The organism is Sphingopyxis terrae subsp. terrae NBRC 15098 (assembly GCF_001610975.1).
Classification (GTDB): domain Bacteria; phylum Pseudomonadota; class Alphaproteobacteria; order Sphingomonadales; family Sphingomonadaceae; genus Sphingopyxis; species Sphingopyxis terrae_A.
Genome location: NZ_CP013342.1, coordinates 1,554,332 through 1,580,848, shown reverse-complemented (window position 1 = coordinate 1,580,848; position 26,517 = coordinate 1,554,332). Strand labels below are relative to the sequence as shown.

General features: G+C 67.7%; 26 protein-coding genes and 2 tRNA genes. 15 read left to right on the top strand and 13 right to left on the bottom strand.

All coding sequences use genetic code 11. From position 1 onward, the window contains the following. Positions 1–5: 5 nt before the first annotated feature. Positions 6–683 (bottom strand): EI24 domain-containing protein, encoded by a 678-nt coding sequence (locus AOA14_RS07615; protein WP_062901355.1) that lies wholly within the window; start codon positions 681–683, stop codon positions 6–8. 109 nt (positions 684–792) lie between these two features. On the opposite strand from AOA14_RS07615, the gene AOA14_RS07610 reads away from it, so the two are divergent. Continuing rightward, positions 793–1,791, top strand: coding sequence for an adenosine kinase (locus AOA14_RS07610; RefSeq protein WP_062901354.1), 999 nt, complete (start codon positions 793–795; stop codon positions 1,789–1,791). An 8-nt stretch (positions 1,792–1,799) separates the two neighbouring features. Here the strand turns inward: AOA14_RS07610 and AOA14_RS07605 are convergent, their stop codons facing one another. The 3 genes from AOA14_RS07605 to tsaD all read right to left on the bottom strand — a co-directional run bounded on the left by AOA14_RS07605 (position 1,800) and on the right by tsaD (position 5,471). Next, on the bottom strand, positions 1,800–3,338 hold the full coding sequence (locus AOA14_RS07605; protein ID WP_062901353.1) for a lipopolysaccharide biosynthesis protein: 1,539 nt from the start codon (positions 3,336–3,338) through the stop codon (positions 1,800–1,802). A gap of 94 nt (positions 3,339–3,432) precedes the next feature. Beyond that, positions 3,433–4,440 (bottom strand): NAD(P)H-dependent glycerol-3-phosphate dehydrogenase, encoded by a 1,008-nt coding sequence (locus AOA14_RS07600; RefSeq protein ID WP_238929753.1) that lies wholly within the window; start codon positions 4,438–4,440, stop codon positions 3,433–3,435. Continuing rightward, the gene (gene tsaD, locus AOA14_RS07595) at positions 4,437–5,471 is read right to left on the bottom strand and encodes a tRNA (adenosine(37)-N6)-threonylcarbamoyltransferase complex transferase subunit TsaD (RefSeq protein WP_062901352.1); all 1,035 of its coding nucleotides are present in this window, start codon (positions 5,469–5,471) and stop codon (positions 4,437–4,439) included. The genes AOA14_RS07600 and tsaD overlap by 4 nt, the downstream gene beginning before the upstream one ends. A 115-nt stretch (positions 5,472–5,586) precedes the next feature. Here tsaD and hemC point away from each other — a divergent pair, with 115 nt between their 5' ends. The 5 genes from hemC to AOA14_RS07570 are packed head-to-tail and all read left to right on the top strand — an operon-like array spanning position 5,587 to position 10,543. Next, positions 5,587–6,540 (top strand): hydroxymethylbilane synthase, encoded by a 954-nt coding sequence (gene hemC / locus AOA14_RS07590; protein ID WP_062901351.1) that lies wholly within the window; start codon positions 5,587–5,589, stop codon positions 6,538–6,540. Then, entirely contained in the window at positions 6,537–7,244 is a 708-nt protein-coding gene (locus AOA14_RS07585) for a uroporphyrinogen-III synthase (RefSeq protein ID WP_062901350.1), read from the top strand. Before hemC ends, AOA14_RS07585 begins: the two co-directional genes overlap by 4 nt. Before the next feature lies 1 nt (position 7,245). After that, entirely contained in the window at positions 7,246–8,157 is a 912-nt protein-coding gene (locus tag AOA14_RS07580) for a mitofilin family membrane protein (RefSeq protein ID WP_062901349.1), read from the top strand. A 45-nt stretch (positions 8,158–8,202) separates the two neighbouring features. After that, positions 8,203–9,405 (top strand): acyl-CoA dehydrogenase, encoded by a 1,203-nt coding sequence (locus AOA14_RS07575; protein ID WP_062901348.1) that lies wholly within the window; start codon positions 8,203–8,205, stop codon positions 9,403–9,405. Positions 9,406–9,424: 19 nt separating this feature from the next. Continuing rightward, positions 9,425–10,543, top strand: coding sequence for a CaiB/BaiF CoA transferase family protein (locus AOA14_RS07570; RefSeq protein WP_062901347.1), 1,119 nt, complete (start codon positions 9,425–9,427; stop codon positions 10,541–10,543). Positions 10,544–10,631: 88 nt separating this feature from the next. Here the strand turns inward: AOA14_RS07570 and AOA14_RS07565 are convergent, their stop codons facing one another. Beyond that, positions 10,632–12,974: a TonB-dependent receptor gene (locus tag AOA14_RS07565; protein ID WP_062901346.1), complete on the bottom strand. Its 2,343-nt coding sequence runs from the start codon at positions 12,972–12,974 to the stop codon at positions 10,632–10,634. A gap of 206 nt (positions 12,975–13,180) precedes the next feature. Between AOA14_RS07565 and AOA14_RS07560 the strand changes: the two genes are divergently transcribed. Next, a complete protein-coding gene (locus AOA14_RS07560) occupies positions 13,181–13,846 on the top strand; it encodes a TetR/AcrR family transcriptional regulator (protein WP_062901345.1) in 666 nt (221 codons plus the stop codon). A 111-nt stretch (positions 13,847–13,957) separates the two neighbouring features. Continuing rightward, positions 13,958–14,470: a DUF1993 family protein gene (locus tag AOA14_RS07555; protein ID WP_062901344.1), complete on the top strand. Its 513-nt coding sequence runs from the start codon at positions 13,958–13,960 to the stop codon at positions 14,468–14,470. Positions 14,471–14,509: 39 nt separating this feature from the next. On the opposite strand, the gene metW is transcribed toward AOA14_RS07555, so the two are convergent. After that, positions 14,510–15,097, bottom strand: coding sequence for a methionine biosynthesis protein MetW (gene metW, locus AOA14_RS07550; RefSeq protein WP_062901343.1), 588 nt, complete (start codon positions 15,095–15,097; stop codon positions 14,510–14,512). Between the two features lie 2 nt (positions 15,098–15,099). After that, a complete protein-coding gene (gene metX / locus AOA14_RS07545; protein ID WP_062901342.1) occupies positions 15,100–16,221 on the bottom strand; it encodes a homoserine O-acetyltransferase MetX in 1,122 nt (373 codons plus the stop codon). A 79-nt stretch (positions 16,222–16,300) separates the two neighbouring features. Between metX and hisC the strand changes: the two genes are divergently transcribed. Both hisC and AOA14_RS07535 read left to right on the top strand, forming a co-directional pair. Continuing rightward, positions 16,301–17,419 (top strand): histidinol-phosphate transaminase, encoded by a 1,119-nt coding sequence (gene hisC / locus AOA14_RS07540; RefSeq protein ID WP_062901341.1) that lies wholly within the window; start codon positions 16,301–16,303, stop codon positions 17,417–17,419. A gap of 5 nt (positions 17,420–17,424) precedes the next feature. Continuing rightward, complete coding sequence (locus AOA14_RS07535) at positions 17,425–18,333, top strand: prephenate/arogenate dehydrogenase family protein (RefSeq protein WP_062901340.1); 909 nt, start codon at positions 17,425–17,427, stop codon at positions 18,331–18,333. A gap of 40 nt (positions 18,334–18,373) precedes the next feature. Here AOA14_RS07535 and AOA14_RS07530 read toward each other — a convergent pair whose 3' ends face one another. Genes AOA14_RS07530 through ftsE form a run of 4 tightly spaced genes read right to left on the bottom strand, consistent with a single transcriptional unit; the run spans position 18,374 to position 21,275 of the window. Beyond that, positions 18,374–19,105: a lysophospholipid acyltransferase family protein gene (locus AOA14_RS07530; protein ID WP_062901339.1), complete on the bottom strand. Its 732-nt coding sequence runs from the start codon at positions 19,103–19,105 to the stop codon at positions 18,374–18,376. Further along, positions 19,102–19,632 carry a YdcF family protein gene (locus tag AOA14_RS07525; protein WP_003042416.1) on the bottom strand — a complete coding sequence of 177 codons (531 nt, stop codon included), beginning with the start codon at positions 19,630–19,632 and terminating at the stop codon, positions 19,102–19,104. Before AOA14_RS07525 ends, AOA14_RS07530 begins: the two co-directional genes overlap by 4 nt. Further along, positions 19,629–20,534, bottom strand: a complete 906-nt coding sequence (locus tag AOA14_RS07520) for a cell division protein FtsX (RefSeq protein ID WP_062901338.1) — start codon at positions 20,532–20,534, stop codon at positions 19,629–19,631. Before AOA14_RS07520 ends, AOA14_RS07525 begins: the two co-directional genes overlap by 4 nt. 12 nt (positions 20,535–20,546) lie before the next feature. Then, on the bottom strand, positions 20,547–21,275 hold the full coding sequence (ftsE, locus tag AOA14_RS07515) for a cell division ATP-binding protein FtsE (RefSeq protein ID WP_058810882.1): 729 nt from the start codon (positions 21,273–21,275) through the stop codon (positions 20,547–20,549). Between the two features lie 205 nt (positions 21,276–21,480). On the opposite strand from ftsE, the gene AOA14_RS07510 reads away from it, so the two are divergent. Next, positions 21,481–22,281, top strand: coding sequence for a zinc-ribbon domain-containing protein (locus tag AOA14_RS07510; RefSeq protein ID WP_062901337.1), 801 nt, complete (start codon positions 21,481–21,483; stop codon positions 22,279–22,281). Positions 22,282–22,312: 31 nt separating this feature from the next. On the opposite strand, the gene AOA14_RS07505 is transcribed toward AOA14_RS07510, so the two are convergent. Then, entirely contained in the window at positions 22,313–23,377 is a 1,065-nt protein-coding gene (locus AOA14_RS07505; RefSeq protein WP_062901336.1) for a YeiH family protein, read from the bottom strand. A 118-nt stretch (positions 23,378–23,495) separates the two neighbouring features. On the opposite strand from AOA14_RS07505, the gene AOA14_RS07500 reads away from it, so the two are divergent. The 4 genes from AOA14_RS07500 to AOA14_RS07485 all read left to right on the top strand — a co-directional run bounded on the left by AOA14_RS07500 (position 23,496) and on the right by AOA14_RS07485 (position 25,764). Then, a tRNA-Arg gene (locus tag AOA14_RS07500) sits at positions 23,496–23,572 on the top strand. A 102-nt stretch (positions 23,573–23,674) separates the two neighbouring features. Beyond that, the gene (locus AOA14_RS07495; RefSeq protein ID WP_062901335.1) at positions 23,675–24,238 is read left to right on the top strand and encodes a peroxiredoxin; all 564 of its coding nucleotides are present in this window, start codon (positions 23,675–23,677) and stop codon (positions 24,236–24,238) included. A gap of 141 nt (positions 24,239–24,379) precedes the next feature. Beyond that, positions 24,380–24,453, top strand: a tRNA-Gly gene (locus AOA14_RS07490). Positions 24,454–24,510: 57 nt separating this feature from the next. Continuing rightward, positions 24,511–25,764: an MFS transporter gene (locus AOA14_RS07485; protein WP_082819856.1), complete on the top strand. Its 1,254-nt coding sequence runs from the start codon at positions 24,511–24,513 to the stop codon at positions 25,762–25,764. Here AOA14_RS07485 and AOA14_RS07480 read toward each other — a convergent pair. Next, positions 25,737–26,498, bottom strand: a complete 762-nt coding sequence (locus tag AOA14_RS07480) for a competence/damage-inducible protein A (RefSeq protein WP_062901333.1) — start codon at positions 26,496–26,498, stop codon at positions 25,737–25,739. The two genes, AOA14_RS07485 and AOA14_RS07480, sit on opposite strands and share 28 nt — an antisense overlap. Between the last annotated feature and the right edge of the window lie 19 nt (positions 26,499–26,517).

The following is a 26,517-nucleotide window of genomic DNA, read 5'->3' as shown; positions in this document are numbered from 1 at the left end:
CCCCTTTATCTGTCTGCCCGGCGCAGATGGAGCATGTGGACGGCCATAGCCGCGCTCGCGATGGGCGCCAACAGATTGGCGACGGGAACCAGAAAGCTTGCGGCGGACAGCAGGCCGAGCGACCAGCGGGCGCTCCGCTCAAGCCGTGGCCGGCCGGGATGGCGCGCGAGAACCATCGCCTCGAGATCGCGGCCGAGCAGCATCGCGTTGACGAAAAGGGCAAGGATCGGCGTGCCGATTCCCGTCACCAGGAGGAGGACATAAAAGGGCAGCGCGGCAAGATTGCCAAGGAACAGGCGCGCGAGCGATGCGAGCGCGAGGGCGACCGACTGCCGCCAGCCGACATCGACCGCGCCTGCTGCGGCGGCGGGATAGTGGCGCCTCTCGACATCGGCGACGATGGCGTCGGCGAACAGCCCGACGACGACAATCGCGACGGCGCGAAACAGGAGCCAGCTCCCCGCGATCAGCAGCAGCAGGAACAGCACGCTCGCCATGTCGATCCCCGCCGCGCCCAGCCACTGCCAATGCGCGAGCGCCCAGCGCGCGCCAGCCAAAAGCGCCGCGCCCGCCGCAACGAACAGCAGCAGGGTGAGGGCAAGGCTGATCGCCAAGATACGCAGCACCCGCGGGCTCGACAGGTCGCCGATGGCGAGGAACAGGGCTTGGACGGCGCGGGCCATGCCCCCGAATGGCGCGGCGGGCGCTGCGCCGTCAAGCGTCGCGCTTGCCTTGGCGCCCGCGGCCCCCTAAGGCGCGCGGCATATTTTCCCACGCATCACAGGATTTTTCATGGCCTCCACCGCCCGTTTCGAAGTCGTTGCGATCGGCAATGCGATCGTCGATGTCATTGCTCGCGCCGACGACGCACTGATCGAGGCCGAGGGCCTGACCAAAGGGTCGATGCGACTCATCGATGCCGAAGAGGCTGGGCGGCTGTATGCGGCGATGGGTCCGGCGATCGAAATGTCGGGCGGATCGGCAGCGAACACGCTTGCCGGCATGGCGGCGCTCGGCCGCCGCTGCGCCTTCATCGGCCAGGTTGCCGACGACCAGCTCGGCAGCGTTTTCACGCACGACCTGCGCGCGCTCGGCGTTGCCTATGAAACCCCGGCGCTCAAGGAAGGCGCGCCGACCGCGCGCTGCCTGATCCTCGTCACGCCCGACGGCCAGCGGACGATGAACACCTTCCTCGGCGCGAGCCATCTGCTCGAACAGGCGATGATCGCCGAAGACTGGATCGCCGACGCCGACATCCTCTATCTCGAGGGCTATCTGTGGGATCCGCCGCTGTCGCGCGCCGCGATGCGCCGCGCGATCGACGTCGCACGCGGCGCCGGACGCAAGGTTGCCTTCACCCTGTCCGACGCCTTCATCATCGACCGCCACGGCGATGATTTCCGCGCGCTGATCGGCGAGGGACTGTTCGACATATTGTTCGCCAACGAGGTCGAGATCTGCGCGCTCGCCGGTACGCAGGACTTCGAAGCTGCCGTCGCGGCGATCGCGCCGCGCGTGCCGCTGCTCGTCGTGACGCGCAGCGAAAAGGGCGCGATCGCGGTCGCGAACGGTGAGAGCGTTGCGGTCGGCGCCGAGCCGATCGAGACGGTCGTCGACACCACGGGCGCCGGCGACCTGTTCGCCGCCGGGTTCCTTGCGGGCCAGGCCGAGGGCCGCTCGCTCGCCGATTGCCTGACGATGGGTGCGGTGTGTGCGCGCGAAATCATCGCGCAGGTCGGCCCGCGCGCGCAGACCGATCTCAAAGCCGAAGTCGCCGCGCGGCTCGGCTGACGCGCGAATCAGCTTGCCGGAGCGGCCGTTTCAGGCTGCTTGCGGAACAGCGCGCGGTCGGCCGGGCCAAAGCCGCGCGTCCAGATAAGCCACGCATAGATGCCGAGGATGAAGGGGACCCCGATCAGGAGCTCGGCCCATTCGGGCATCTGCGTCGCGCCCCAGCCGAGAACCGTGGCCCCAGCGGTTGCCCAGACGAGCGCCCAGCGCAGGCTGTTGACCGGTGCGCCGAGGATACGCGCAAGCAGCCGCGCCTTCACCACCGAAGCAAAGCCGAGCGCGAGCATCAGCGCGAGCGCGACCGCTCCGGCATAGGCGATCGGCGGCAACCCCATCGACTTGGCGGTGAGGATCAGCGCGACGCTGAGCACCGCCTGCAGCGCAAGCGTCGCGATGCTGATCAGCAGATTGCGGTGGCGGGCGACATAGACGAGCGCGGCTTCGCTCACCACCGCCGTCGCCGCCACGACCTCCGCTGCGAGCAGGAAGGCGAGCGCTACATTGCCCTCGACGAATTGCGGGCCGACAAGGCCCATCACCGCCTCGCCCGGAATGCCGAGCGCGAGCGCGATTCCTGCTTGCGCCGCGATGATCCAGAAGCCGACCTGACTGACCTGCGCGGCGACGGCGGCAAGGCGGTTCTCGGCCAGATTGCGGGTGATGACGGGGCCGAGGATCGGCTCGAAGCTGGTCTTGAGCTTCTGCGGCAGCGAGGCAACCTGCTGCGCCATGTAATAGATGCCGTAGATCGCTGGCGAGGTGAATTGGCCGAGGATGAACAGGTCGAGCCGGCGCGTCCCCCATTCGATCGCATCGGCGGCGGCGAGCGGCGCGTTGCGGCGCGCGAGAGAGATGAGCTGCGCGGGATGCGGGCGCCAGACGCCGGGGCCGCCATAGTGGCGAATCATCGGAATGAGCGCGGTGAAGAAGGTCGCAATCATCGCGGCGGCGTAGGAAAGGATCAACCCGTCGCGCAGCGAATAGAAGGCGAAGCCGAAGGCGGCGGCGCTGATCGCCCAGGGTTCGACGATCGAACGCGCGCGCACCGTGGCGCCGATGTCGTAGCGATAGGCGCAGGCGGCGAGTGCGATGTCGGCACCGGCGATCGCGAAGACGGTGATCGCCACCCAGCGATCCCAGCCGTCGATATCGCCCGAGGGGAACATGAGCTGCGGAAAGGCGAAGAGAATCGCCGAGCCGAACGCCGAGGCGAGGAAGGCGACGAACATGCCATCCCACACGATATGGCGATGATCGGCGCCCGGCTTGCTGAGCTGTTCGGCGAGGCCCCGCTTGAGCCCGAGCGTCGCAAGCTGCGCGATCAGCTCGATGACGAGCACGGCAAAGGCGAAGCGGCCGACCGCTTCGGGGCCATACCAGCGCCCGGCGAAATAGAGAAAGGGCAGGCGCGCGACGAGGCGCAGGATAAAGCCGAAGAAATTGGTGCGGCCGCCCCTCGCGAGCGCGGCGGTGTCGGCATCCTGCCCGGCCGGGTCGGCCGCCGGGGATGCGGAAGGGGGCGCGGCTGCGCTGTCCGTCTGGCTCAAGCCTGGCGCCCCTTCTGCTGCTCCCCTGTGCGCTGTTTAGCGCGCGGAAAAGGGCGAGGCAATCCGGGCAATCCAGGCAATCGGCAGCAGTGCATCATCGGCCCTCGGGTCGCAGCGGGCGGCTGAGCAGGGCCTGAATGGCGTCGGCAACGCGCGTTTCGCCCGCGACGAGCCGCGCCACCGCGTCGGTGATCGGCATGTCGATCGCATCGGCGCGCGCAGCGGCGGCAATCACCGGGGCGCTGAACGCGCCTTCGGCGACCGTGCGGCGGTCGGCCATCAGGGCCGCTGCGCTCTCGCCGCGCCCTAGCCCCTGGCCGAGCGCGAAATTGCGCGAATTGGACGAGGTGCAGGTAAGGACGAGATCGCCGAGCCCGGCAAGTCCGGCGAGCGTTTCGGCCTGCGCGCCGCGCGCGAGTCCGAAGCGCGTCATCTCCGCAAAGCCGCGGCTGATCAGCGCGGCGCGCGCGTTGAGGCCCAGCCCGGCGCCGTCGACGATGCCGCAGGCGATGGCGAGGACATTCTTGATCGCGCCGCCGATTTCGGCGCCGATCATGTCAGTCGACACATAAGGACGAAAATGCGGGCGGGCGAGCGCGCGGGCGAGCGCCTCGGCGAGCGCGGGGATTTCGGCAGCGAGCGTGATCGCGGTCGGCAGCCCCGCTGCGACCTCGTGCGCGAAGGTTGGCCCCGACAGCACGGCGAAGCCGCGGCCGGGAAAGATCTCGCGCGCGATATCGATCGGAAAGTCAAAGCTGCCAGCCTCCATCCCCTTGCTGCAGAAGATCAGCGGCGCATCGCCTGCGGGCAGCGCCGCGAGCACGGCGCGCAGATAGGGCACCGGCACGACGACGAGCAGCGCGTCCAGCCCCGACAGCGCGCCAAGGTCGCTCGTTGCCGTGAGCGAAGGCGACAGCGCCGCACCGGGCAGGAACAGCGGGTTGCGATGTTCGGCGTTGATCGCCGCCACGACGTCTTCCTCGCGGGCCCACAGGCGCACCGGTGCGCCCTCGGCGGCGAGAAGCTGGGCGAGTGCCGTGCCCCAGGCGCCGCCGCCGACGACGCCGAACTTTTCAAATGACGTCATGCTGTCGCGCGTCATGCCTTTACTCCGGCGCCGCGAACCGCTTCGGCTGCGGGATCGAGCGGCCAGCGGGGCCGCGCCGCAGTGTCGAGCGGATCGCTGAGCCCCGCGGCGAAGCGCTCGGCGCCCGCCCAGGCGATCATCGCGCCATTGTCGGTGCAGAGCCACAGCGGCGGCGCGACGAAGGACTTGTCGAACGCGGCGGCAAGGCCGGTGAGCGCGGCGCGGATCGCACCATTGGCAGCGACGCCGCCAGCGGCGACGAAGGCGGTGGCTTCGGGGCAGGCGGCGAGTGCGATGCGGCTGCGATCGATCAGGCAGTCGACGACCGCCTGCTGGAAAGACGCGGCCACGTCTGCGGGTCGGTGCGCGCCCGAAGCAACCGCGCGCGCCACCGCGCTTTTGAGACCGGCGAAGGAGAAATGCGGTTCGGCGCTACCGACCAGCGGGCGGGGGAGCGGCACCGCATGCGGATCGCCGTCCGCCGCAAGCCGTTCGACCGCCGGACCGCCCGGATAGCCGAGCCCGAGCAGCTTTGCGGTCTTGTCGAAGGCCTCGCCCGCGGCGTCGTCGATCGTGGTGGCAAGCCGCCGATAATCGTCGACACCGCGCACGAGCAGAAGCTGGCAGTGCCCGCCGGAGACAAGCAGCAGCAGATAGGGAAAGCGAAGGTCGGGGTCGGCGAGCCGCGGGCTGAGCGCATGGCCTTCGAGATGGTTGACCGCGATCAGCGGCTTGCCCGCTGCATGGGCGAGCGCCTTGCCGGTGACCAGCCCGACCATGACGCCGCCGATCAGCCCGGGGCCGGCAGTCGCGGCGATGGCATCGACATCGGCGAGTGTCACCCCGGCATCGGCGAGCACGCCTTCGACGATCGGGGCAAGGCGGTCGACATGCGCGCGCGCCGCGATTTCGGGAACGACGCCGCCGTAGGGCTGGTGCTCGGCCTCCTGTCCCGCCACCCGATGCGCGAGGATGCGCCGGTCGTCGGTGACGAGCGCTGCCGCGGTTTCGTCGCAGCTCGATTCGAGGCCAAGGATGAGAGACATAATGTTGCGCCCCCTTACCCGTGCCAGGGGGGCGGGGGCAAGCGGCGGACAATCGAGTCCCTGCGAGACCGTTCGCCACCTTTTCTTTCGCGCGCCGAAGCCCTAGCAGGCGCGCATGGCTTCGATTCCGCTTCCCACGCCCGACCGCCCGCTCCGCCTCGGCACGCGAGCCTCGCCGTTGGCGATGGCGCAGGCCAATATGGCCGCCGCGGCGCTGATCGCCGCCTATGGCATCGCGCCCGAGGCGATCGAGATCGTGCCGATGACCGCTACCGGCGACAAGATCCAGGACCGCGCTCTTGCCGAGGTAGGCGGCAAGGCGCTGTGGACGCGCGAGCTCGACGCGGCGCTCGACGGCGGGCGGATCGACATCGCCGTGCACAGTCTGAAGGATGTCGAGACGCTGCGCGATCCGCGCTTCGCGCTCGGCGCCATGCTCGAGCGCGCCGATCCGCGCGACCGGCTGGTGGTTCGCGACGGGATCGCGGCGGCAGCGATCGCCGACCTGCCGCACGGCGCGCGGCTCGGTACGAGCAGCCCGCGCCGCGCCGCGCAGGTCCGCCGCCTGCGTCCTGACCTCCAAACGACGCTGCTACGCGGCAATGTCGCGACGCGGCTTGGCAAGCTGGCGGCGGGGGAGGTCGATGCGACCCTGCTCGCCGCGGCGGGACTCGAACGCCTCGGCATGCATGCGGTCGGAACGGTGCAGCCGGCGGAGATACTCCTGCCCGCCGCGTCGCAGGGCGCGATCGGTATCGAATGCCGCGCCGACGATGCGGCCACGCGGGCGCTGCTGCGCGCGGCCGATCACGAACCCACCCACCGCGCGGTTGCGGCCGAACGGGCGTTTCTGGCGGCGCTCGGCGGCGATTGTCGGTCGCCGGTCGCGGCCTATGCGCGCTGGCTGGCCGACGGGACGCTGCGCCTCGACGCCGAAATCTATTCCGAAGATGGCGCGGACCATGCGATCGGCGAGACGCTGGTGCCCGATCCGGCCGCGGCCGAAGCGCTAGCGCGGCGTCTGCTGGTCGAGGCGCCCGAATCGGTGCGGCGCCTGTTCGCGGCATGACCGAATCGCTGCCGCTGCTCGTGACGCGCGCCGACCCCGGCGGCGCGGCGACGGTGGCGCGGGCGCGGGCGCTGGGGCTCGATGTGCGCAGCATGCCGCTGTTCGCCGCGCGCGCGATCGACTGGACCCTGCCCGATCCCGCGGGTTTCGACGCATTGCTTGTCACGAGCGCGCAGGCGGTGCGGCTGGCCGGACCCGGTTTGCAGGCGCTTGCCGCACTCCCCGTTCATGCCGTGGGCGGCGCGAGCGCTGCAGCCGCGGAAGCGGCGGGCCTGCGCGTCGTGGAGGTCGGTACGCGCGACGGCCAACAGCTTCTTGATGGCATGACGTCGAGAAATTATCTCCATATCCTGTGGCTTTGCGGCCGCGATCATAGCGCGCTGGCGGCGCGCGATGCCGCGTTGACCCCGCTGCCCTGCTATGCGGTCGATCCCGTCGAGCCGCCCGCCGACTGGGCGGCGCTGATCGCTGCGCCGGCGGTGCTGCTCGCCCATTCGGGGCGCGGTGCGGACCGGATCGCAGCGCTGACCGAGGGCCAGCGCGGGCATTTGACGCTTGTCGCGATAAGCCCCGCTGTGGCAGCAAGGGCCGGGGGGGATTGGAAGGCGATCGCGCTTGCCGACCGGCCCGACGATGCGGCGATGGTGGCACAGGCCCGCGCTTTGTGCCACAAGAGCCCCAGACAGGGTCGTGCGAAAGAATAATATGGCAATCGAAAACGACAAACCCGTGCGTATGGACGATGGCGTCCGCAGCAGGGGGCTATCGTTCCGGACGTTGATAGTTGCGGCGCTCGCGCTGCTCGTGGTCGGGATCGTCGGCGGCGGCTGGGCGATGAGCCGACTACTGACCGGCAAGGATGTGCCGCCGGTCGCCAAGGTCGCCGATGTCCCCGCGACCGGCACCGCGCCGGGTGCGGCGTCCGCTGGAGCGGCACCCGATGCGGGGCAGAGCGGGCAGCCAGCGCTGGTCGTCGCGCCTGTCGATGGCGCGAACGCGCTGTCGGCGCGCGTGGCCGAGCTGGAACAGCGGCTGTCGCGCCTCAATCTCGAAGCAGCGTCGGCGTCGGGCAATGCCTCACGCGCCGAAGGGCTGCTGGTCGCCTTCGCGGTGCGCCGCGCGCTCGATCGCGGGCTGCCGCTCGGCTATCTCGAGGCGCAGCTGCGCCTGCGCTTCGGCGACGACCAGCCCAATGCGGTCAAGACGATCATCGACACGTCGCGCGATCCGGTGACGCTGGAGCAGTTGCGCGCCGAACTCGACGCGCTGGCGCCCGAACTCGTCGGCCGCAGCGACGGCGGCGGCAGCTTCTGGACCGGCCTGCGCCGCGAGGTCAGCGAAATGTTCGTCGTCCGTCCGGCGGGCACCCAGTCGCCGCGTGCATCCGAACGGCTCGACCGCGCGCGCCGCTATCTGGCGGGCGGGCAGGTCGACAAGGCGATCGAGGAGGTGCAGGCGATGCCCGGCGCCGCCGAAGCGAAGGACTGGTTGATCGCGGCGCGGCGCTATCATGAGGCGCGGCGCGCGCTTGACCTGATCGAGACCGCGGCGATATTGGAGCCGCGCGACGGACCGACCGCCGCGATGGCCCGCAAGCCGGGCGATCCGACCTCCTGAGCGGGCCTGTATCGACGGGTCCGCGCTTTTGAAGAAAGCTGACCCATGGCCCTCGCCGATCCGCAGCGCATCGAAGCGCTCGACCCGTTCGATCCTCTCGCGCTCGACGCGCAGCTTTCGGAAGAGGAGCGGATGGTCCGCGATGCGGCGCGCGCCTATGCGACCGGCGAGCTGTTGCCCCGCGTCACTTCGGCCTTTCTCGACGAGCGCTTCGACCGCGAGATCATGTCGGAAATGGGTGCGCTCGGCCTGCTCGGCGCGACGATCGACCCCAAATATGGCGGCGCGGGGCTCAATTATGTGAGCTACGGCCTGATTGCGCGCGAAGTCGAGCGCGTCGATTCGGGCTATCGTTCGGCCTGTTCGGTGCAAAGCTCGCTCGTGATGCACCCGATCAATGCCTATGGCAGCGAAGAGCAGAAGATGCGCTTCCTGCCCGGCCTCGCCTCGGGCGAGCTTGTCGGTTGCTTCGGCCTGACTGAACCCGACGCAGGCAGCGACCCCGCCGGGATGCGCACGCGCGCCGAAAAGATCGCAGGCGGATACCGGATCAAGGGCGCGAAGATGTGGATCACCAATTCGCCGATCGCCGACGTCTTCGTCGTCTGGGCGAAGTCCGACGCGCACGACGGCGCGATCCGCGGCTTCATCCTTGAAAAGGGCATGAAGGGCCTCTCGGCACCGAAGATCGAGGGCAAGGTCAGCTTGCGCGCGTCGATCACCGGCGAGATCGTGATGGATGGGGTCGAAGTCGGCGAAGACGCGCTGCTGCCGCATGTCTCGGGGCTGAAGGGGCCGTTCGGCTGCCTCAACCGCGCGCGGTACGGCATCGGCTGGGGCGCGATGGGCGCGGCCGAATTCTGCTATGAGGCGGCGCGCAATTATACGCTCGAGCGCAAGCAGTTTGGGCGCCCGCTGGCGGCGAACCAGATCGTCCAGCTCAAGCTTGCCAATATGCTCACCGAAATCGCGCTCGGCACCCAGGCGGCGCTGCGCGTCGGACGGCTGATCGACGAAGGGCATCTCGCGCCCGACATGATCAGCTTCCTCAAGCGCAACAATTGCGGCAAGGCGCTCGATATCGCACGGGTGGCGCGCGACATGCACGGCGGCAACGGCATCTCGGCCGACTATCATGTGATCCGCCACGCGGTGAATCTGGAAACCGTCAACACCTATGAAGGCACGCATGACGTCCATGCGCTGATCCTCGGCCGCGCGATCACCGGCATCAGCGCCTTTGCCTGAGGCATCGTCGCCAGCGCCGGTGGCCAAGCCCCTCGCGGGACTGCGCGTCGTCGAACTGGCGCGCGTCCTCGCGGGGCCGTGGAGCGGGCAGCTGCTCGCTGACCTTGGCGCCGAGGTGGTGAAGGTCGAGCGCCCCGGCGCTGGCGACGATACGCGCCAATGGGGGCCGCCCTTCGTCACCGGCGCGGCGGGCGAAAATCTGGGCGCCGCTTATTATCACAGCTGCAATCGCGGCAAGCGCAGCGTCGCTGTCGACATCGCGACCGCCGAGGGGCAGGCGGCGGTGCGCGCACTGATCGCCGAAGCCGATGTCGTCATCGAAAATTACAAGGTTGGCGGACTCGTCAAATATGGGCTCGACCCTGCGACGCTGCGCGCCGATTTCCCGCGTCTGATCGTCTGTTCGATCACCGGCTTCGGCCAGACAGGCCCTTATGCGCACCGCGCCGGTTATGATTTCATCGTCCAGGCGATGAGCGGCTTCATGTCGCTGACCGGTGAACCCGACGGGCCGCCGCAAAAGGCGGGGATCGCCTATGCCGACATCTTCACCGGCATGTATGCGACCGTCGGCATATTGGCGGCGCTGCGGCGTCGTGACGCCACCGGGGCTGGCGCGCATGTCGATATGGCGCTGCTCGACAGCCAGGTCGCGGTGCTCGCCAATCAGGCCGCCAATTATCTGGCGAGCGGCGTCGCGCCCAAGCGGATGGGCAATGCGCATGTCAATGTCGTGCCCTATCAGCTGTTTGCGACCGCTGACGGCCAGCTCGTCATCGCGGTGGGCAATGACAGCCAGTATCGCAAGCTGTGCGCGATTTTGGGCGCGCCCGAATGGGCAGAAGATCCCCGCTTCGTGACCAATGCGGCGCGGCTCGCCAATCGCGCCGCGCTCATTCCGCTGCTCGCCGCAAGGATCGCGACCTGGGACGCGCAGCCGCTGTCGCTCGCGCTCGAAGCCGAGGGCGTTCCGGCGGGGCCGATCAACGATCTGGCGGCGGTGTTCGCCGATCCGCAGGTCATTGCGCGCGGCATGCGCATCCGGCCCGACGGCGCCGTTATCGACGGCGTGGCGAGTCCGATCGTGATCGATGGCGAACGCATGGTTGCCGCCACCGGCGCGCCGCCGCTGCCCTGATCCGCCGAGCCGCGACGCAGCGACCCAAAAAAAAGGGGCGCCGCAGCGGGCGCCCCTTTCCGTTTTTTTTTGGCTGTTCGTCGGCAGGTCAGAATTTGACCGTGCCGGTGACGAAGACCTGACGCGGGTTGCCGTAGAAGGCGGTCAAAATGCCTTCGAGGCCGAGCGTCGAGGCGCCCGCCGCATTCTGATAATTGTAGCCCGACGTGATATAGCGCTTGTCGGCCAGATTTTTGCCGTGGAGGCCGATCGAATAATTGCCGCTGTCGGCGGTCCAGACGAGGCTGGCATCCCACAGCGTGTAGCCCGGCTGGTCGAGCGCGGGGATCGGCACTTCGAACTGGTGCGTCAGGCTGCGATAGGACAGCGTCGTCGATGCGTCGATATTGCCGCCCATCGCCGGAATGCCCGCGGCGAGCGTGCCCGACACCGTCCATTTCGGCGTGTTCTGGAAGGTCCGGATATTCGAGACATCGGTGCCGGTGGGGCCGATGAAGCGCTTGTACTTGGCGTCGATATAGCCGAGCGATCCGTTGAAGCGGATGGCCGAACCGGCGCCGGCAAAATCGCGCGCGAGCACTGCATTGGTTTCGGCCTCGACCCCCTGGAGGCGCGCCTTGGCGGCGTTGGTGGTGATGCCGCAGAAGCTCTGCACCCCGCCGACGAGGCAGCCGACCGACCCCGGAATCTGCACATCCTTATAGTCCATGTAGAAACCGGCGAGGCTCAGCGTCAGGCGGCGATCGAGCAGCGATCCCTTGTAGCCGATTTCATAGCTGTCGACCTTTTCGGGGTCGAAGGCGAGGAAGTTGTAGATATCGTCATAGGTGCGGCCCGCCGACGGATTGCTGATCGGTGCCGAGGTGCCCGAACCGCGCGGATCGAAACCACCGCCCTTGAAGCCCTTCGAATAGGAGGCATAGATCATATTGTCCGCATTGGGCTTGAAGCTCAGTGAGGCGCGCGGGGTGAATTCCTTGAAGGTGCGCTCGCCGCGGAAATTGGTCGCCACCGCGATGGCGATCGGGGTCAGCGTGCCGCCGAACTCCGGCGACAGGCCGGTGATGCGGTTCGCCTTGTAGACAAAGGCGTTGCGATTGTCGCTCGTGTAGCGACCGCCGACCGACAGGCTGAGCTGATCGGTGAAGTCATAGGTGAAATCGCCGAACACCGACCAGGTCTTGGTCCGCACGTCGCCCGCCGTATAGCCGTTGAGGCCGGGCAACGGCCCGCCGAACGCTGGCGGCAGCGCGGCGCCCGTCAGGCCGAGCAACACGTCGAACGACGTCGCGGCCTGCGCATCGAGATAATAGAAGCCCAGGAGACCTTTCAGCTTGTCGCCTTCATAGAGCAGCTGGAATTCCTGGCTGATTTGCTCGTTGCGGTAGACCGCAGGCACGTCGACGTCGACCGACGGCAGCGAGTCGAAGTCGATCGGGGTGAAGCTGCGGTCCTTGCGCCACGCACTGATCGAACGCAGCGTCAGCGTGTCGGTGAGATTTGCCGTGACATTCATCGCCAGGCCATAGGCCCGGACGTCCTGTTTCGGATCGTTGAGCCCGGCGCGGGTGTCGTAGACATTGTCGAGCACCGGCGCGCCTGAGAAGAGGCCCGGGATCAGGCGATGGCCGTTGCGCGGCGATGATTTGTCGTGGGTATAGTCGCCTGAGATGCGGATAAGCACCGGCGCGCCATTGCCGCCGAATTCCAGCGTGCCGCGGCCGGCCCACACATCCTTGTTGTAGTTTTCGAGGCCAGGGATGTTGAGATTGTCGCCGAAACCGCCGCGCGACAGGCGCGCAACCGACCCGCCGACGCGCAGCATGTCGTTGATCGGCACGCTGGCGGTGACGACCAGATCGGCCTGATTATAGCTGCCATAGGTGCCGCGGATGCGCAGCTCGGGCGAATCGGGGTTGAGCGCGCGCGTCACATATTTGACCGCGCCGCCGATGGTGTTGCGGCCATAGAGCGTTCCCTGCGGACCGCGCAGCACCTCGATCCGCTCGACGTCGTAGATGTCGAGCACCGCCGCCTGCGGGCGGTTGAGATAGACGTCGTCAAGGTAGATGCCGATACCCGCTTCGAAGCCGGGGACCGGATCCTGCTGACCGACGCCGCGGATGAAGGCGGTGAGCGTCGAATTGGTCCCACGCGAATTCTCGAGCGTGGTGTTCGGCGTCATGTTCGCGACATCGGTGATGTCGATCGCGCCGCGGGTTTCAAGCGCTTCGCCCGAAATGGCGGTGACCGCGACGGGAACGTCGATCAGCCGTTCGTCGCGCCGGCGGGCGGTGACGATGATCTCGGCGCTGTCGTCGGCGGAGCTGGCGCCTTCGTCCTGAGCGAGGGCAGCAGGGGTGAAAGCGATCATCGAGAGCGCGGTCGAGGCTAGAACGGCACGACGCAGCGGGCGAGCGAAGGAACGCATGATGTGTCTCCCATGTGACGGGTGACCCCTCGTCACCCTTTGCGTTTTTTTGGGCCGGTCCTTGCCAAGCCGCGCCGCACCCAATAATGAAACATGAACCAAGTTTCAACTTGGAAGTTGTGAAGGCTATATTTTGCCCTCCGGTGATGCAAAAAGGCCACGCAAGGGGGCCGCCGGACATTCGGGGCGGAGAGGGAAGGCACAAGATGGATCAGCCGCGATCATCGGCACCGCCGGGCGAAGGGGGCGCAGGCCCCGTCGATGCGGCGGCGCCGGGCAATCCCGACAAGGCGCCGCGCACCGAACGCGGGCGGCGCACGCTGCGCAAGCTGCTCGACGCCGCGGCGATCGAATTCGGCGAGCGCGGGTTTCACGACGCGTCGATCAGCGGCATCACGCGCCGTGCCGGAACCGCGCTGGGCAGTTTCTACACCTATTTCGATTCGAAGGAGGAAATCTTCCAGGCGCTCGTCCGCTATATGAGCGAGCAACTCCGCGATCATGTCACCCCGCTGGTGCAGGCGGCGCCCGACGAAATCGCCGCCGAACGCGTCGGCCTCGAATCCTTCCTCCGCTTCGTGCGCGAGCATAAGGAAATCTATCGCATCATCGACGAGGCCGAATTCGTCGATTATGCCAGCTATCGCCGCCACTATGAAACAACGGTCGAACGCATGCGCCAGCGCCTGGAAAATGGCGCAGCGCGCGGCGAAATCCGCGCCGATGCGGGCGAGGTCCATGCCTGGGCCATCGCCGGCATGAACGTCTTTCTGGGCATGCGCTACGGTCTGTGGGACGAAAGCGCCGACATCGCCGACGTCGCCCGGATCGCCAACGACATGCTGGCGAACGGGCTCAGGAACAAGGATTGATGCGGACGGCGACGGCGATATTCGTAGAAAACGTTTATATTTCATAGCGTTGTGATTGACGACTCGCGCCGATGTTCTGCCGTCTGGCACAGTTCGCCATAAAGGATCGTCATGACTTACGCGCAATCCGCCCGGATGACCTTCGCCAATATGCTGGGCACGCTCGATCACCTCGTCAGCAAAGCCATCGATGCCGGAATGACGGATGAGGTGCTCGCGGACAAATTGACTGATGACATGTTTCCGCTCGAACTGCAGTTCCGCGTTGCGCTCAATCAGGTGGTGTTGGCGCTCAATCAAGTCGGCGGACAGGCGCTACCGCTCGAAGAGGTGGCCTACAAGTCGCTCGCCGAGGTGCGCCAGCGAATTTCTACGATTCGCTCGCTGGTCGAACAAACCGGCCCCGCCGAATGGGCTGACGCCGGTGCCCTCGTCGATCTGACCTTGCCCAATGGCGTTCGTTTCCTGATGTCGGCGGAGGAAGACATCCGCGACTGGATCCTTCCGAACTTCTACTTTCATGTCACGATGGCCTATGCCTTGCTGCGCAATGCGGGTTTGCTCATCGGAAAGATGGATTTCATACCCCATATGGCGCGCCACAAGGCATCGACTGCGGAATAGAGCAAATGTTCCGGACTTCTTGACGCCGCGCCTTGCGACTCAGCCGCGCGAAATCAGGAAGATCGCATGTTCAGCGCGCCAGGTTGCGGCAGCGGCGCTGGTCGGCTTGTCGCCCGATAGATACCAGGCCGCCTCGACGCCGATCCCACGCGCGCGCACCAAGTCGCGAAAATCGGCGACGGTGACATGGTGGATGTTCGGCGTTTCATACCATGCGACGGGCAGCAGGCGCGTCACCGGCATCCGCCCGTTCCACAAGAGCGCGAGCCGCACGCGCCAATGCGCGAAATTGGGAAAGCTGACGAAGGCGCGCGGGGCGATGCGCAGCAGCTCGGCAATGACGCGGTCGGGGCGCTCGGTCGTCTGCAGTGTCTGCGACAGGATCGCATAGTCGAACGCATCGTCGGGATAGTCGGCAAGGTCGTGGTTTGCGTCGCCGTGGACCACCGATTGGCCGCGCGCGATCGCCGCGGTGACATTGGCGGCATCGATTTCGAGTCCGCGGGCATCGACGCCCTTGTCGCGGAGCGCCGCGATCAGGTCGCCGTCGCCGCAGCCGACGTCGAGCACGCGGGTGGCCGCGGGGACCGCGCCGGCGATGATCGCAAGGTCGGGACGCAGCGCCATGCTCAGCCGCCGTTCCGCAACGCACCGGCGACGAGGCGGTCGAGCGCCGGGACGTCGAGCAGGAAGCTGTCGTGGCCGAACGGTGCCGACAGTTCGACGAAGCTTGCCGCCGCGCCGACGCTTTGCAGCGCCTGGACGACGCGGCGCGATTCGCTGGTCGGATAGAGCCAGTCGGTATCGAAGCTGACGAGCGTGAAGCGCACGTCGCGCGCCTTGGCAAATGCGCCTGCGAGGCGCCCGTCATGCGGTTCGGCAAGGTCGAAATAGTCCATCGCGCGCGTGATGTAGAGATAGGCATTGGCATCGAAGCGGTCGGTAAAGGCCAGCCCCTGATGGCGCAGATAGGATTCGACCTGGAAATCGGCGTCGAAGCCGAAGCTCTTGGCATCGCGTGCCTGCAGCCGGCGGCCGAATTTTTCGGTCAGCCCGGCTTCGGACAAATAGGTGATGTGCGCCGCCATGCGCGCGACCGACAGCCCTTTGGTCGGGGCGCGGTCGCTGCCGTAATATTGGCCGTCCTGCCAGTCGGGATCGGCCATGATCGCCTGCCGCCCCACCTCGTGAAAGGCGATATTCTGCGCCGAATGGCGCGCGGCGCTTGCGATAACGACCGCCGACGCCAGCCGTTCGGGATAGGCCGCAGCCCAGCCGAGCGTCTGCATTCCGCCCATCGATCCGCCGATGACGGCATGCAGCCGCGCAATCCCTAGATGGTCGAGCAGCATAGCCTGCGCGCGCACCATGTCGGCGATAGTGATGACAGGAAAAGCCATGCCGAGTGGTGCGCCGGTGGCCGCATCGGGCGTCGCCGGACCGCTCGTCCCCATGCAGCTGCCGAGGACGTTGGCGCAGAGGACGAAATAGCGGTCGGTATCGACGGGCTTGCCGGGACCGACCATGCGCGCCCACCAGCCCGGCTTGCCCGTCGCCGGGTGGTCACTCGCGACATATTGGTCGCCGGTCAGTGCGTGGCAGACGAGCACCGCGTTCGACCGGTCGGCATCGAGCGTGCCATAGCTTTGATAGGCGATCGTCACCGACGGCAACGCCTGACCGCTGTCGAGCGGCAGGGGCCGGTCGATCGTCACGCTCTGGTGCCGGATCTGATGGAGGAGGCTCGCCATGCTTTCCGGGGCGCTAGGCCGGTGCGCCAAGGCTGTCAACGTACTGGACTCGGCGCGCACAGCCGCTAAACGGCGCCGCATGACCGGTGACAGCAAAACCCTCGCCCCCAAGCCGTGGATCAGCGGCATCGCTCCCTATGTGCCCGGCAAGTCGGCGGGCGCCGACGGCCGACCGCTGATCAAGCTTTCGGCAAACGAAAATCCGCTCGGCACCGGCGACAAGGCGCGCGAAGCCTTCCGGGCGTCGCAGGCGGCCGCCGACGCGCTCTCGCGCTATCCCGATCCGGGCGCCGACGTGCTGCGCGCGGCGATCGCGGGGAAGTTCGGGCTCGATCCGGCGCGCGTTATCTGCGGCAACGGGTCGGACGAACTGCTTCACCTCGCGGCGGGCGTCTACGCCGGCGAAGGCGACGAAATCCTGTATGTCCGTTATGGCTTTGCAGTCTATGAAATCGCGGCCCGGCGGGTCGGCGCGGTACCGGTGGAAGCCGAGGACCGCGACTATGCGACCGATGTCGATGCGCTGCTCGCCGCGGTGACCGACAAGACCCGCGTCGTCTATCTCGCCAATCCGAACAATCCGACCGGAACGCTCGCAACGAAGGAAGAGGTTGCGCGCATCCACGCAGGCCTGCCCGGCGACGTGCTGTTCGTGATCGACCAGGCCTATGCCGAATATCTGGATGCCGATCAGGATGATGGCGGCCTCGAACTGGCGAAAAGCGCGCCCAATGTGTTCGTCACGCGTACCTTTTCGAAGATCCACGGGCTGGCGGCCGAGCGGATCGGCTGGGGCTATGCGAGCGCCGAAGTGATCTCGGCGCTGCACCGTATCCGCCTGCCCTTCAACGTCACGCGCGCCGGACAGGCGGCAGCGGTCGCGGCGCTGGCCGATGATGATTTCGTCGCGCGCAGCCGCGTGCATAATGCGAAATGGCGTGCCTGGCTGGCGGGCGAGATCGAAAGCCTGGGTAACCACGGGCTGCGTATCATCCCGTCGGCGACCAATTTCCTGCTCGTGCTGTTCGAAGGCGCGATCAGTGCCGAGACGGTCTACAACCGGCTGATGGAGGCGGGCTATATCGTCCGCTGGCTGCCCGGACAGGGCATCCCGCAGGCGCTGCGCATGACGATCGGCACCGAAGACGAGACGCGCGGGCTCGCGGCGGCGATCCGCGCCGCGATCGCCGCAGGCTGACTGGCATGGCGCACGCGATCGGGCGGGTGGCGATCGTTGGGCTGGGCCTGATCGGCTCGTCGGTGGCGCGCGCGATCAAGGCGAAGCTTCCCGATGTGGCGGTGACCGGCCATGATGCCGATCCCGATGTCCGCGCCGAGGCGCGCGCACTCGGCTTCTGCGACGCGGTGAGCGACGATGCGGCGGTGGCGGTAGAGGGCGCCGATCTGGTGATTCTGGCGGTACCCGTCGGGCGCATGGCCGCCGCTGCCGCGGCGATCGCGCCGGGCCTGTCTGCGCATGCGATCATTTCGGACGTCGGGTCGTCGAAGGCGGGGGTCGGCGCCGCGCTGCGCGCCGCTCTGCCCGATCATGTCGTGGTGCCCGCCCACCCGGTCGCGGGGACCGAGAACAGCGGCCCGGCCGCGGGCTTTGCGACGCTGTTCGACCGACGCTGGTGCATCGTCACCCCGGCGCCGGACGCGCCCGCCGATGCGGTCGCCGCGGTGACGGGGCTGTGGCAGGCGCTCGGCGCGAAGGTCGAGACGATGGACGCGGCGCATCACGACATGGTGCTGGCGGTGACAAGCCATCTGCCGCACCTGATCGCTTATACGATCGTCGGCACCGCCAGCGAGCTCGAGGAAGTGACCGAGAGCGAGGTCATCAAATATTCGGCGGGCGGTTTTCGCGATTTCACGCGCATCGCGGCGAGCGACCCGGTGATGTGGCGCGACGTGTTCCTTGCTAACCGCGATGCAGTGCTCGCGACGCTGCAGCGCTTCAACGAGGATCTGACGGCGCTCCAGCAGGCGATCCGCCGCGGCGACGGCGACCGGCTCGAAGACTGGTTCACGCGGACGCGGGCGATCCGCCGTTCGATCATCGAGCAGGGTCAGGATGATGCGGCCCCCGATTTCGGGCGCAAACACTGACCGTTGCCCCCTGTGAGGGCGGGGACGACGACCGTTATTGCTATTGCTCGGCCGGCTTTTCCAGCAGTGCTTCGGGCGGGTTGAGCGCGTTGATCGCGCGCCAGACGCGTTCTTCGGCTTCCTCGCGCGGCAGGCCGGCGGGGATGGTGTCGCCGATGCGATAGGTGATGGTTCCCGGCCATTTTACCCAGCGGTGCGGCGGATAGGCGATGCCGCTGTTGACGGCGACCGGGATCACGGGGACGCCCAGCATGCGATAGACGCCCGCAAAGCCCGACCGCAGCGGGGGCGCCTTGCCGTGCGGCACGCGCGTGCCTTCGGCGAACAGCACCAGCGGGCGACCGATCGCCAGCGCCGCCTTGGCCGCGTTCAGCATCGCGCGCATCGCCTTGCTGCCGCCGTCGCGGTCGACCGGGATCAGCCCATAAAAGCGCGCCGCCTGTCCCCAGACGGGAATCGAGAATAATTCCTCCTTGGCGAAGACCGCGGGCCATTTGAACAGCATCGGCTGTTCGATCGTCTCGAACGCGCCCTCATGCTTGAAGACATAGAGGACGGGGATGTCGGGCATCTCGCCCTCAACGATCACCCGGTGCCCCAGGATGAAGCGGCAGATCAGCCGGTGGAACTTCGCCCAAGCGCGCACGAACCCGCGCGTCGCATGGTGCGAGATCGGCAGCGTGACGATCGCGCCGATCGAGCAGATGCTGCTCATCAGGGCGAAGGCGATCCAGAACAGGATCGAACGCACGAGGGCGATCGGATAGCTCACAGCCCGAGTAGGCCGCCCGCCAGACCGGCCAGATATTTGTGATATTCGCGAAACAGCGTCGAAAAGCTCGGCTGGCTGCGCACCGCATCGGGAAGGATCGTCACCTTCTTGTCCATCGCGCGGCCGAGTTCATATTCGGCGCGGCGCATGTGCCAGTCGGTGGTGACGAGCCGAATGCTCTTGTAGTTGCGCCGCGCAACCCAGCTTGCGACCTCGGTCGCGTTCGAGCGTGTATCCTCGGCCTCAAAACCCAGCGCGACACAGCAATCGAACAGCTTTTGCGGCCGTTTATATTCGGCGGCGAGTTCCTTCGGCTTCACTTCGCGCGCGACGCCGCTGATCAGGAGCCGCTTGGCGCGTCCCGCCTCGAGCAGTTCCAGCCCGCGGTCGATCCGGCCGGGGCCGCCGGTCAGCACGACGATCGCGTCGGTCGTCTGGTCGCCCGCGGGCAGCGGCAAGAGCAGCGCGAACCACGCGAAGCCCAGCACCCAGGCCAGGAACAGGAGAGAGATCAGCCGTTTGATCATAATATCTTCTTGAGCGCGGCGAGCAGGGTCTGCCGCGCCGTCAGTGCCGCGAGCGCGATAGCCAATAGCGGCAGCGCCAGCAAGAGCGCCCAGCCGATCGGGCCAAGCGACGCGGTCGCGGCAAGTCCCGATGTCACGCGCGACCATTGCCAGCCGATCAGCAGCAGGATGGCGGCGGCCACCGCGGTACCGAGCGCGACACCATAAGCCGTATCGATCGTGATGCGGCGCTGGAACAGGCGGGCGATCTGCTGGTCGGTGGCGCCGATCAGGTGCAGCATCTCGATCGTCGCATAATGGGTGCCCAGCGCGGCACGTGCCGTCATGATGACCACCGCGGCGCTGGCGAGCGTCATCAGGATAACGAGACCACCCGCGATCCAGGCGAGTGAACGGATCAACCGCGCGACGGGGCCGAGCCAATCCGCATGCGGGATGACGCGCGCGCCGGGGGCCTCGCGGGCGACGAGCGCGCGCAGCTGGCCCATATGACCCGACCGATCCTCGCCGACGAAATCGACATCGACGAGCGCCGGCATCGGCAGCGAGCGCAGCACCGGATCGTCGCCGTCGGCGGTGCCGAACCATTGGCCGAGCGTCGCCTGCAGCTCGGCCGGATCGACCGCGCGCGCCGATCGCACGAAGGGTTGTGCAGCAGCCGCGCGGCGCAGTGCCGCCGCCTGCTGCGCGCGCAGCACGGGATTGGCGGTAATGATCTGCACCGTGACGCGCCCCGCAATTGCCTCGCCGATCGCATCCGCCGATCGCGCAAGGCCGACGCCGCCCGCGGCGGCCAGCAGGGTGAGCATCATCAGGATCGCGATGACCCACGGTGTCGGGCCCGACAGGCGGCGATCGGGAAGCAGGCGGCGATGCTGGACGGGAACGCGCGCGAAGATCATCGGCCTTCCATCCTAGGCGCGGTTCGGCGGATAGCGCAGCGCGCCAGTGGGATCGGACAGCCGCCCCTTTTCGAGCCGCATCATCTGGGCATTGTCGATGCGGCTGATCAGATGGATGTCGTGGGTCGCGACGACGACCGTGGTGCCGAGGCGGTTGAGCGCCTCGAACAAGCCCAGCAGGCGCATCGCCATCTCGGGATCGACGTTACCCGTCGGTTCGTCGGCGACGAGCAGTTGCGGGCGGGCGATCACCGCGCGCGCGATCGCCACCCGCTGTTGCTCGCCGCCCGACAGCGTCGGTGGAAAGGCGTGCGCGCGTTCGCTCAGCCCGATCCAGCTCAGCATCTCGCCCACCGGGCCCGACAGATCCTCCTCGCTGACCCCGGCGATGCGCAGTGGCAGCGCGATATTGTCGCGCGCGCTCAAATGCGGGATCAGCCGGAAGTCCTGAAAGACGACGCCGATGCGACGGCGAAAGCCGGGCAGGCGCTGGCGCGGCATCGTCCCCAGATCCTCGCCGAACAGGCGCACGATGCCGCGGCTCGGCCGCTGCGCGAGGTAAAGCATCTTGAGCAGCGAGGTCTTGCCCGCGCCCGACGCGCCGGTCAGGAAATAGAAGCTGCCGGGCTGAAGGTTGAAACTGATGTCGGACAATGTCTCGGCATCGGGCCCGTAGCGCAGGCCGACGCCGTCGAATTCGACCATTGCGCCGCCGGGCCGGCCGGGGGCGGTCGCCGTCATGACGCCACCATCGCGCGCCGCGACGCGCCTTGGTGCCGGTCGAAAAGGGGAGCCCCGCCGCTCATGTCGCTGCCTGTCGCACGGCTGTTTCGCGAGGACAAGCGCCAAGCGTCGGCTTTTCGACCGGCGCTCGCCATGCCCTGCCGGCACGCCCGGCGCACGCGGCGCTTGCAACACCGCGAATCAGCGTGTTTAGAGAGACGCCATGATCCTGTCCTGCCCGTCCTGCCATACGCGCTATGTCGTCCCCGACACAGCGATCGGACCCAATGGCCGAACGGTGCGCTGTGCCAGTTGCCGCCATAGCTGGTTCCAGGAACCCGCTGCAGCGGCCGCGGCGGCGCCCGTGCCCGCTGCGCCGCCCGCCCCGGAGCCGGTTTCGGCGCCCGAGGCCGCGCCTTCCGCTCCCTCGTCTGTATCCGCAGGGCCCGCAGTCGATCGCGAACCGGCCGCGCCGCCTGTGGTCGAGGAGTCCGCGCCGCCGCCGCCGCCGCAGGCCTTTGCGGTGCCCGAGGCCGAGCCGCGCGTCATTCCGGCCAGCGAGGCCGAGCCGCCGCTGCCCTTCCGCCGCGCCCGGCGCAATCCCGCCAAGCGCTGGACGATGATCGCCGCTGCCGCCGCGCTGCTGATGATCGGCGCGACCGGGGCGCTCTACTGGTTCGGCCTGCCGGGCTGGGCGCAGGGTCTGGGTATTCCGGGGATGACCGACGAGCCCGATCTGGTGATCGAGCTTCCGCCCAATCAGGATCACCGCGAACTTCCCGACGGCACCATCTATTTCGCGGCGAGCGGGGTCATCATCAACCCGACCGATCGCGAACAGCGCGTGCCGCCGATCCTCGCCGAACTACGCGATGCGCAGGGGACGATCGTCTATAGCTGGACGATCAAGCCGCCGGTGCGGATGCTGCCGCCCAACGAAAAGGTCAATTTCAGCGAAGCGAAGCTCGATATTCCGCGCCGCGCCACGCAATTGACCGTCAGCTGGGCACTCCCGAAAGGCTGAACCTCAGCTGCGCCGGCGTGACGTCACGGCGTCACAGGCTGACGGCGGCGACAAGCGACAGCAGAAAGCTGGTCAGTGTCGCGACGATGATCGGCGCGAAGCTGCGCCACCCCTGATCGAGCAGCAGCGCGAGCCGCGCCTTCATCGCCGTCGCGGCGATCGCGAGCAATAGCAGCGCCTGCGCCGCGGTCGCCGCCGCGCCCTGCACCGGCTTCGGAATTGCAACGATCGAATTGATCGCGGCGATCAGCAGAAAGCCGGTGATGAACCACGGCAGGCGCAGCGGGATCTTGCGCTTTCCGGCGGACGCGTCGCCGGCGCGGCCGAGCCACATGGCGACGAGCATCAGCATCGGGGCGAGCAGCGCGACACGCGTCAGCTTGACGATCGTCGCGACCTCGCCCGCCTGCGGCGAGAAGGAAAAGCCGCCGCCGATCGCCTGCGCGACGTCGTGGATCGACGCGCCGATCAGAAAGCCGGCCTGCGTGTCGGTCAGGCCGATTTCGGCGGCGAGAATGGGGTAGAGCGACATGGCCAGCGCGCTCGCGACCGTGATGCCGACCAGCGTCAGCGTGAAGCGCGCCTGGTCGACGCGCTTGTCGCCGATCAGCGAATAGAGCGCGAGCGCCGCCGACGCGCCGCAGATTGCGGTCGCGCCGCCCGCGAGCAGCGCGGCGTGGCTGTCCTGCCGGAACAGCCGCGCGCTCGCGACGGTGATCAGGATGACCGCGAGCATGATGACGACGAGCAGCGCAAAGGGCAGCGGCCCCAGTTCGACGAGCTGTTCGGCGGTAATCCGGGCGCCGACGAGGACGATGCCGATCCGCAGCGCGGTCTGCGACATCAGGTCGAGCCCGGCGTGGGTGCGCTTGTCCTGCGACAGAAAACTCATCGCGAGGCCGATGAGCAGCCCCATCAGAACAAGCGGGGCGCCATAATGATCGGCGAGCCACGCAGCGGCGAGCGCCGCGATCGCGGTCGCAAAGGCGCCGGGGAAATAATCGTGCCAGCGCCGCGCGGCCGCCGGCGTCGTTTCAAGCTGCAGCTCGCCATAAAGATCGGCGGCCATCGGCCAGCCCTGGTTCGTATCCGCCATCACCGTCCCCGCACCGGCCGCCGCATCGCGGCCCCGACGCCGCTTCGCATATCCGCGCCGCGCGGTCGATAGACCATTGCTGGCAGGCGAAGCTCTTGCTAGAGGCCGCGCTCTACCGGCACCCGTAGCTCAGCTGGATAGAGCGCTGCCCTCCGAAGGCAGAGGTCACAGGTTCGAATCCTGTCGGGTGCGCCAGTTTTCTCCAAGACCATGACCTCGACGGGCGTCCGCGTCGGCGCGCTGGACGCCCGCGCATTTTTTGGTCATGCTTGGCGACATCGGCCAAATGGGAGAGCGATGATGAAATTCCGGGGCATGACGGCAATCGCGCTGGGTGTCGGGCTGCTCTTGGCTGCCGCGCCGCTGCAGGGCTTCGCGGCGCTCAAGCCCGGCGTGAAGGCGCCCGATTTCACGCTGGATGCGGCACAGGGCGGGAAGCCTTTCAGCCTGTCGCTGAAACAGGCGTTGAAGCAGGGTCCGGTCGTCCTCTATTTCTTTCCCGCGGCTTTCACGCCCGGCTGCACGATCGAGGCGCATCTTTTTGCAGAATCGACCGACGATTTCAAAAAGTTGGGCGCACGCGTCATCGGCGTCACCGCGGGCAATATCGACCGCGTCGCCGAATTTTCGCGATCGGAATGCCGCGACAAATTTGCCGTGGCGGCCGATCCGGGCGCGAAGGTCGCCGCCAAATATGACACGACGATGCGCACGGCGGACAACCGGATTCTCTCCGAACGTACATCCTATGTGATCGCGCCGAACGGGACGATCCTGCTCAGCTACACCGACAGCAAGCCGCAGGCGCATATCGAGAAGACAATCGCGGCGGTGCGGGCATGGAAGGCGCGGAAACGCTGATCGCCGCCGCGTGCCCGCGCGATCCGCAAGAGATATGTTGACGACAGCGCGGTCATCGTGGCACTCGGACGCCGCATCGCGAGGGCAACTGCAAAACGCGCTTTAAAACAGCACGGCAGGCAGGGGCCAAGTCGTTGAAATGCGGGTGTAGCTCAATGGTAGAGCAGAAGCTTCCCAAGCTTACGACGAGGGTTCGATTCCCTTCACCCGCTCCAGCCCTGCCGTAAGAGGCCCGGCGCAGGCCTCCCGCTTCCGACATTCAGGATTTTCTTGTGACGGCAAAGCGCACCATTCCGTTCATTGTGGCGACCATCTTCATCGATGCGATCGGATTCGGCATCATCATGCCGGTGCTGCCGCAGCTCGTGATGGAGGTGGGGCGCATCGACCTCGCGCATGCGATCGAGGTCGGGGCGTGGATCGGACTCGTCATGGCGGTGGCGACCTTCCTCGCTTCGCCGGTGCTCGGCAATCTGTCGGACCGGTTCGGGCGGCGGCGCGTGCTGCTGCTGTCACTTGCCGGGCTTGCCGCCGACTATGCCTTGCTGACAATCGTCGACACGCTGCCCTGGCTATTCGTCGCGCGCGCGCTGTCGGGGATTTTCGGGGGTAGCTATGCCGCCGCGATGGCGGCGATCGCCGACGTCACGCGGCCGCAGGAGCGCGCGCGCAACTTCGGTTTCGTCGGCGCCGCCTTCGGGGTCGGCTTCGTCGTCGGCCCTGCGATCGGCGGCTTTCTGGGCGAGTTGTCGCCGCGCGCGCCCTTTGTGGCGGCGGCGCTGCTCGCGGCGGCGAACATGATCTACGGTGCCTTCATCTTTCCAGAGACGCTGGCCCCCGACAAGCGGCGCGGCTTCGACTGGCGCCGCGCCAATCCGCTCGGCGCGGTTCGAGCGATGCGCGCGCTTCCGGGCATGAGCGGCGCGGCGGCGGTGCTGCTGCTGTGGCAGATCGCCAGCCTCGTCTATCCGATGACGTGGAGCTTTTACTGCATCGCGCAGCTCGGCTGGACGCCGGGGATGATCGGCGCGAGCCTTGCCGCGGTCGGCGTTGCCATCGCGCTCGGGCAAAGCTTCGTCGTCGGGCCGATGGTCGCGCGTTTCGGCGAACGCGATGCGGCGACGATCGGCATCGCCGTCGCGGTCGCGGTGTTCGTCGGCTATGCGTTCGTCACAACGACCTGGGGCGCCTTCCTGTTGATCGTGCCGATCATGTTCCAGGCGCCGGTGCAGCCATCGCTGAGCGCGATCTTGTCGCGCCGCGCCGATGCCGGCGCGCAGGGCGAGGTGCAGGGGATTTCGGCGATGGCGATGGGGCTGGGGCAGATCGTCGCGCCCCTGCTGCTCACCGGCACCATGGCCTGGTTCACGGGCGCGAACGCGCCGGTGCATTTCCCCGGCGCCGCCTTTCTGGTGGCGGCGCTGTTCGGATTGTTCGCGATCGCGATGCTGCGCCGCCTGCCCCGCGCGACGCGGACGAGCGACGCCGACGCGGCCGATCAGATGCCGCCGTCGGTCACCGTATAGCCCGCCGCCTCGAGCGCCGTGCGCACGGCGGCAACGCAGGCGGCGACCCGTTCCGCGTCGGTCGAGCGAAAGACGAAATTGGCGCCGACGCGGCCGTCGCGAAAGAAGGGATAGCTGCCGATCGCGACGCCGGGATGATCCTTTTCGCCCGCGCGAAGCAGGTCGGCGACCTCGCTTTCGGGTGCCCATGCGCCGATCGTGTGCGCGACGAGCGGCGCCCCGCCTTCCAGCGCTCCGGTCAGCGCATCGAGCATGCCCGCGGTGATGTGCGGCACACCCGCCATCACGAACAGATTGCCGATGCGGATGCCGGGCGCGCCCGACATGCGGTTGGGGATCAGCTCGGCGCCCTCGGGGGTGCGCGCCATGCGCAGCCGCGCCTCGGTCAGTTCGCCGCCGCGCGCCGTGTAATAGCGTTCGAGAATCGCGCGCGCATCGGGGTGGACGATGACCCCGACGCCGAGCGCTCTCGCCACCGCATCGACGGTGATGTCGTCGTGGGTCGGGCCGATGCCGCCGGTGGTGAAGACATAGTCGTAACGCGCGCGCAGCGCGTTCAGCGCCGCGACGATCTCGTCCTCGACGTCGGGAACGATGCGCACTTCGCGCAGGCGAATCCCCTGCACGTCGAGCCAGGTCGCGATTTGCGCGACATTCTTGTCCTGCGTGCGGCCCGAGAGAATCTCGTCCCCGATCACCAGCACGGCGGCGGTCCAGATGCGTTCGTCGCTCATCCTCTTGCCTTACCGCGCC